Source organism: Geoalkalibacter sp., from assembly GCF_030604225.1.
GTDB lineage: Bacteria > Desulfobacterota > Desulfuromonadia > Desulfuromonadales > Geoalkalibacteraceae > Geoalkalibacter.
The window spans coordinates 1-6,400 of record NZ_JAUVWH010000157.1; the positions used below are offsets into that span (position 1 = coordinate 1).

Sequence of the window (6,400 nt, forward strand, 5' to 3'; positions counted from 1 at the left end):
CACCAGGCGCACGTCGCAACCCAGTTGCGCAAGGTGGCGGGGCAAAACCCCGGCGACATCGGCGAGCCCGCCGGTTTTGGCGAAGGGCACGGCTTCGGAGGCGGCGATGAGAACTTTGAGTGGGGGAGTCATGGCGCTCCTCGTGGGCGAAAGAATGACCGCATTCCTGCGGCAAGGCGCCAGTTTACCATGTTCGTCGACGATGGAAAGCGCGGAATGGCGGGCCCGCGAAAAAAATCGCCCGGGGCGATGGCAGCAACGGCTCCACGGCCCCGGGCGAGCATTCTCCTTAACGCAAGATCAGGCGATTCTACTGCTTGAGGCGGACTTCCGGGCGGCGCAGATCACGCAGCTTGACCACATGACCGGCCTCATGGCAGCCCATGCAGGTCGGCGAATGCTTGCGGTACTCGTCGTGGCGCTCCTTGAAGAAGGGCATGAGTGCCAGCTTTTCCTCGGTCATGTGGCAGGCGATGCAGTTGTCGTTGATCTTGTCCTTGTAGCTGGGCAGATTGCTGCGATGCGGATCCACCTGATCGGTCAGGGTGAGAAAGACCTTGCGCATGCCGGCGATCTTGTCGCGAATCACGCCCTTGGTGTGACAGGCGATACAGCCGATGTCGGGATGCTTGCCGTGGTCCCAGGAGACTTTCTCGTAGGCGTGGCAGGTCACGCAGAAGCTTTCCTTGGAGGTCTGCTTGGCGGCCCCCCAGCCTACGCCCACAATGACGATCAAGGCGATCACGCCCAGGATGATCAATGCGTTCGGGCTCAGGTTCTTCATATGGACTCCCTCGAAGGGCGGGCGGCGCGACCGCCCGTCCCTTCCACTGGTGATGATGCCTCTCCCGCCCGGCTCAGCGCAGGCGCTCGTAACCGTCCCACACGAGTTCGGCCTCGGGGAACTTCGGCAGGTACTTCAGCCACACGTGGCTGTCGAGGTGCTCCTGGCTCTGCTGTAGCTTGCGGCTGTGCTCCATGATGGGCGGCACCAGCTCCGCGATGGGCTTGTCGAGGCTCTTGGCGATGGCGTAGTTGGTGGCGCGGATCGCCAGGCGCACCGCCTCGTCGCTGTACTGCTGGGAAGAGGCCAGGGTGTTCAAGGCCTTGGTGGGATTGTGGAAGCCGGCGCTGTTCTCGGCGGAGACGTAATCCCAGAACCACTGGCCCTTGCGCACCATTTCGCGCGCCTCGGCGAGGATCTTCTCATCGACGCCGGGATATTCCATGGCCTGGCGCACCGCCTCGTGGGCGCGCACCGATTTTTCCTGGGCGATGTTGAGCTGCCGCCAGGTCTTGGCCTGATGGTACTCGACGCGGGTGCGCATGAATTCCGGCGTTTTATCCGCGTGGCAGCCGAGGCACGCATCCTTGATGCCCTCGTCGGTCTTGAGCGGCGAGGTCCAGTGGTGGCTGGAGATGGTCGCCGGACCGACCTTGACGCGCGGCATGTGGCAATCGGCGCAGGATACGCCCGCGGCGCCGTGCACGCTGTCGTGGAACATCTCGTACTCGGGATGCTGGGTCTTGAGCATGGGCGTCTTGGACACGGCATGGGTCCAGTCGGCGAACGCCCCCTTGAAACCGTCGCGCTCGGCCTGACCGCTGACATAGAACTCATAAATCTGCTCGGGGTTCATGCCTAGATCCCAGGGGAAGTGGGGCTTGGCGGCGACGCCGTGGTCCTTGGTCTCGAAGTAGTACTCGACATGGCACTGGGCGCAGACCAGGGAGCGCATCTCGTTGCGCGACGCCTCGCGCCAGTCCTTGCCCTGACGCTTGAGGGCCTCGTCGAGGGGAATGCTGGTGATGGCCAGGCGCATCTGCTTCTCGGGGTCATGGCAGTTGGTGCAGCCGATGGCGTGTTTCTCGCCGTTGTACTGAGGGCGGTATTCGTTGAAATTGGTCGACCAGAAGGCATCACCCTGTTTCGCCACCTGCTGGGGAATGTTGTTGACCTTGCAGTTCAGGCAGGTGGCGGGCAAGCCGGCCTGCTCGGAGTAGCGATTGATCCGGTCGATATGGAAGATATCGTCGATGGCGTAGGTATGGCCGCGGGCGCGCTTGTACTCGTAGCTGAAGGGATAGCCGAGCCACAGGTTCTTGAGGTAGGGCTGGGCGTGCTTGTAGCCCTTGGGCAGGGGATTGATGCCGTCATGCTTGTCATGGGGCACCGACCCGCCGTACTCGGTCATCTGGGTATCGTCCTTGTTCTTTAGATAGGTGCCGTACTGGGGCAGGTTCTTGAACTTCAGGTTGCCCTCGTCCTCGTCCGCCGCCGGCGCAACGGCCAGGGTGGCGAAAAGAAACAAAGCAGCGGCAAGCAGGACCAATAGTCTCTTCATGATGGTTCTCTCCTCTGGTGGATTCAACATACAGCCTCCAAAAAACGATGGCGCCGGGTCGTGCGCTTGGCGATCACCTCCTTTTTTCCGGAATCTGGATTTTCCCTAGCCGGAAACTGTTCAAAAGCACAGATTGTTTTCAAGTATAGCCCTGTTCCAGAATTGTGCCAGAACCCTCGCCTGAAAAAAAAGAACATGCATTTCAACAACATCCAAAGCAACCAGAACAAGTCCGGACAGACCATTCAGGCTTTTACATTAAACCAACCCCAGCCGGCGTGACGAAATCGTAACACCAAAGCGGCCAAGTTACCAAAAGGCAACAAAGAGCGTCGCGAAACCCTCTGTTCTCCCCGAATCCCTCCGTGCAATTCCCGGCCAGGCCCGTTGACCCGCCTCTGACTGCCCTCCCGCGATACCCTTTGGTAACACCGCGCCTTTCGCGAAGCGTAAAAATTCTCCTTGACATCCTTGCAGCATCTAGATATTTATTTCGCAACATTCGGTTCGCGAATTCTTATTCGTATTTTACCTCAGCCTCGCCCTTGGCGAAGAAAGAGCCCCGCACCCCATGCCCAACCTCGCACGCCGCCACTGGACCACCCAAGATGACCGCACCCTCTGCCCACCCCTGCGCCTGGGGATCGTCGGCGGCGGACAACTGGCCAAGATGCTCGCCATGGAGGCGAAAAAGCTCGGCTTCACCGTGCAGGTGCTCGATCCGACCGGCGCCTCGCCCGCCGGACAGGTATGCGACCGGCAGATCATCGGCGGCTTCTTCGAGCGCGACAAGCTGCGCGAACTGGCGGCGGACAGCGACCTGCTCACCTACGATCTGGAGCACATCGACGCCCTGTCCCTGCGAGCCCTGGAAGCTGAAGGGGCGCTCATTCATCCCGCGCCGCGCCTGCTCGAAACCCTGCAGGACAAGTTGCGCCAGAAGGAACTGCTGGCCGCGGCGGGGCTGCCCCAGGCGCATTTCGTGCGGCTCGATGAATTCTCCGCCGAGGCGGCGCGCGCCTTCGGTTTTCCCCTGGTGCAAAAGCTGCGGCGCGGCGGCTACGACGGCCGCGGCGTGGTGGTGCTGCGCGACGAGGCCGACCTGGACCAGGCCTTGAGCGGCCCGTGCCTGCTGGAGCGCTGCGTGGCGGTGGACAAGGAACTGGCGGTGATGGTGGCCTGCGCGGCCGACGGCGAGGTGCGCGCCTACCCGGTGGCGGAGATGCTCTTCGATCCGCGCAGCAACGCCCTGGATCTGCTGCTCGCGCCGGCGCGCCTCTCCGCCGAGTTGGCCGAGCGCGCCCGCACCCTGGCGGCGCAAACCGCCCAGGCCTGCGGGGGCGTGGGCATCTTCGGCGTGGAGATGTTTCTCACCCAGGAGGGCGAGTTGCTGGTCAACGAGGTCGCGCCGCGCCCGCACAACTCGGGGCACTACACCATCGAGGCCTGCCTGACCAGCCAGTACGCCCAGCACTTGCGCGCCATCGCCGGATTGCCCCTGGGCGCCGTCGACCAGCACACCCCGGCGGCCATGATCAACCTGGTGGGCGAACCCGGCGCCCAGGGCCGCCCCCTGATCCTGGGGCTGGCCGAGGCCTTGGCCCTGCCCGGGGTGAGCGTGCATCTCTACGGCAAGCGCGAGGTGCGCCCCTTTCGCAAGATGGGCCATGCGGTGGTGCTGAACCCGAATCCCGAAAAAGCCCTGGAGATCGCCCTCCAGCTCAAGAGCATCCTCAAAATAAAAGGAGAAAATCAGCAATGAAGACAGCGGAAGTCGGCATCATCATGGGCAGCGATTCGGACCTGCCGGTCATGCGCCAGGCGGCGGAGATCCTCGCCCAATTCGGTGTGCCCTACGAGATGACCATCGTCTCGGCCCACCGCACTCCGGAGCGCCTCATGGACTACGCGCGCACCGCCGCGACGCGCGGCCTAGAGGTGATCATCGCCGGTGCCGGCGGCGCCGCCCATCTGCCCGGCATGGTGGCGGCCATCACGCCGCTACCGGTGATCGGCGTGCCGGTCAACGTCACCGCCCTGCAAGGACTCGACGCCCTGCTCTCCATCGTGCAGATGCCGCGCGGCGTGCCGGTGGCCACCGTGGCCATCGACAATGCCCAGAACGCGGGACTGCTCGCCGCCAAGATCCTCGCCGTCAAGCACCCCGCGCTGCGCGAGGCGGTGAGCGCCTTCAAGGAGCGCCAGAAGCAGACGGTGCTCGACAAGGCCGCGGCCCTCGAAGGCCGGCCGCAATCCGCCTGAAACCGCCCCTCAAGGAGAGACATCCGCCGAAATGTTCGACAACCTGCTCGATCCCGTCGTCCTGTGTTTCGTGGTGGGACTGACCGCCGGCCTGCTCAAATCGGACCTGCGCTTTCCCGACCAGCTCTACGAGAGCCTGAGCATCTACCTGCTGTTCGCCATCGGCCTCAAGGGCGGCATCGAGCTGTCCAAGGCGGCGCCCGGCGAGGTGTTTCTCCCCGCCCTGGCCACGGTGGCCCTGGGCGTGATCATCCCCATCGCGGCCTACAACCTGCTGCGGCGCCTGGGCCGCTTCAGCCGCCCCGACGCCGCGGCCCTGGCCGCCCATTACGGCTCGGTGAGCGCCGTGACCTACGCCGTGGTGATCGCCTATCTGACGCGCCTCGGGCAAAGCTACGAGAGCTTCGTCACGGTGCTGCTGGTGGTGCTGGAGATTCCGGCCATCGCCATCGGCATCCTCATTGCCCGCATGCGCACCACGCCCGGCGGCATCAAGTGGGGGCCGCTGCTGCACGAGGTGTTTCTCGGCAAGAGCATCTACCTGCTGGTCGCAGGGCTTCTGGTGGGCCTGCTCAGCGGCGCCGATCGCGCCGAAGCCGTGGCGCCCCTGTTCACCGGCCTGTTCAAGGGGGCGCTGGCCCTGTTCCTGCTGGAAATGGGCATCATCACCTCGCGGCGCATGGGCGATCTGCGCCAGGCCGGCCCTTTCTTGGTCATCTTCGGCATGGCCATGCCCCTGCTCAGCGGGGCGCTCGGCACCCTGGCCGGGCTGCTGAGCGGCCTGTCCCTGGGCGGCACCACGGTGCTCGCCACCCTCGCCGGCAGCGCCTCCTACATCGCCGCGCCGGCGGCCATGCGCATCGCCGTGCCCAAGGCCAACCCGACCCTGTATCTGGCGGCGTCCCTGGGCATCACCTTTCCCTTCAACATCCTGGCGGGCATCCCCATCTATCATGCGATGGCGCGCTTCGCCCATAGCTTCGGAGGCTGATTCCATGCCCCTGACCCAACGCAAGCTGGTCACCATCATCGCCGAATCGGCCCTGGAAAGCCTGCTGGTCCGTGACCTCAAACGCCTCGGTGTGTCCGGCTACACCGTTGCCGACGTGCGCGGCGAGGGCGCGCGCGGCAAGCGCAAGGGCGACTGGGATCAGAACCGCACCATCTGTCTTACCAGCATTTGTCAGAGCCCTTTGGCCCATGCTATTTTGGACCACTTGGCCGCGACCTATTTCGAGGACTACGCCATCGTCGCCTACCTGAGCGACGTGGACGTGCACCGCGCCAACAAATTCTGACCGCCGAGGAACCCATGCCCACGAGCCGCGCCCCGCGCCCACCCAAAGCCTCCGGCAGCGACTGGACCTTTCTCAACAACCACACCCACGTGCTGCTGTGCCTGGCCCGCGACCCCGGCGCGCGCCTGCGCGACGTCGCGCAACTGGTCGGCATCACCGAACGGGCGGTGCAGAAGATCGTGCGCGACCTGGAGGACTGCGCCGTGCTGCGGCGCTTCCGCGACGGCCGCCGCAACCAATACGAGATCGACCTCGACCGGCCGCTGCGCCACGCCCTGGAAAGCAATCATACGGTGGGGGAACTGCTGGGATTGTTTCTCGCGGGAGACGAGGTGGAGCAGGAGGCGCGGGAGCCTGCCGTCGCGCCAAAAAAAACCAAGGCCGTTGCTACAAAAGCAGCAGCAAGCTCAGGGCCATGACCGCCATGCCCGAGATGAGCCCGGCGATGGAATGGTGGTGCTCGCCGAATTCCTGGGCCGCGGGCAGCAGCTGATC

The 6,400-nt window shown here is 64.4% G+C and carries 8 protein-coding genes and 1 pseudogene; 5 read left to right on the top strand and 4 right to left on the bottom strand.

Annotated features, from left to right (window positions below):
* The 3 genes from QAT43_RS13600 to QAT43_RS13610 form a co-directional block, all read right to left on the bottom strand.
* On the bottom strand, positions 1 to 132 hold a 132-nt coding region (locus QAT43_RS13600), incomplete at its 3' end, for a glycogen/starch synthase (protein WP_305043635.1).
* A gap of 178 nt (positions 133 to 310) precedes the next feature.
* Positions 311 to 784 (bottom strand): NapC/NirT family cytochrome c, encoded by a 474-nt coding sequence (locus QAT43_RS13605; protein ID WP_305043628.1) that lies wholly within the window; start codon positions 782 to 784, stop codon positions 311 to 313.
* Between the two features lie 73 nt (positions 785 to 857).
* Positions 858 to 2,345, bottom strand: a complete 1,488-nt coding sequence (locus QAT43_RS13610; protein WP_305043629.1) for an ammonia-forming cytochrome c nitrite reductase subunit c552 — start codon at positions 2,343 to 2,345, stop codon at positions 858 to 860.
* A gap of 571 nt (positions 2,346 to 2,916) precedes the next feature.
* Here QAT43_RS13610 and purK point away from each other — a divergent pair.
* The 5 genes from purK to QAT43_RS13635 are packed head-to-tail and all read left to right on the top strand — an operon-like array spanning position 2,917 to position 6,324.
* A complete protein-coding gene (gene purK, locus QAT43_RS13615; RefSeq protein WP_305043630.1) occupies positions 2,917 to 4,107 on the top strand; it encodes a 5-(carboxyamino)imidazole ribonucleotide synthase in 1,191 nt (396 codons plus the stop codon).
* Positions 4,104 to 4,607 (top strand): 5-(carboxyamino)imidazole ribonucleotide mutase, encoded by a 504-nt coding sequence (gene purE, locus QAT43_RS13620; protein ID WP_305043631.1) that lies wholly within the window; start codon positions 4,104 to 4,106, stop codon positions 4,605 to 4,607. Before purK ends, purE begins: the two co-directional genes overlap by 4 nt.
* Before the next feature lie 31 nt (positions 4,608 to 4,638).
* Positions 4,639 to 5,598: a sodium-dependent bicarbonate transport family permease gene (locus QAT43_RS13625; protein ID WP_305043632.1), complete on the top strand. Its 960-nt coding sequence runs from the start codon at positions 4,639 to 4,641 to the stop codon at positions 5,596 to 5,598.
* Positions 5,599 to 5,602: 4 nt separating this feature from the next.
* Positions 5,603 to 5,905, top strand: a complete 303-nt coding sequence (locus tag QAT43_RS13630; protein ID WP_305043633.1) for a P-II family nitrogen regulator — start codon at positions 5,603 to 5,605, stop codon at positions 5,903 to 5,905.
* A gap of 14 nt (positions 5,906 to 5,919) precedes the next feature.
* Positions 5,920 to 6,324, top strand: a complete 405-nt coding sequence (locus QAT43_RS13635; protein WP_305043634.1) for a helix-turn-helix transcriptional regulator — start codon at positions 5,920 to 5,922, stop codon at positions 6,322 to 6,324.
* Here QAT43_RS13635 and QAT43_RS14915 read toward each other — a convergent pair.
* Positions 6,293 to 6,400: pseudogene (locus tag QAT43_RS14915) on the bottom strand (zinc transporter ZupT); the annotation flags it as partial. The gene QAT43_RS13635 and the pseudogene QAT43_RS14915 sit on opposite strands and share 32 nt — an antisense overlap.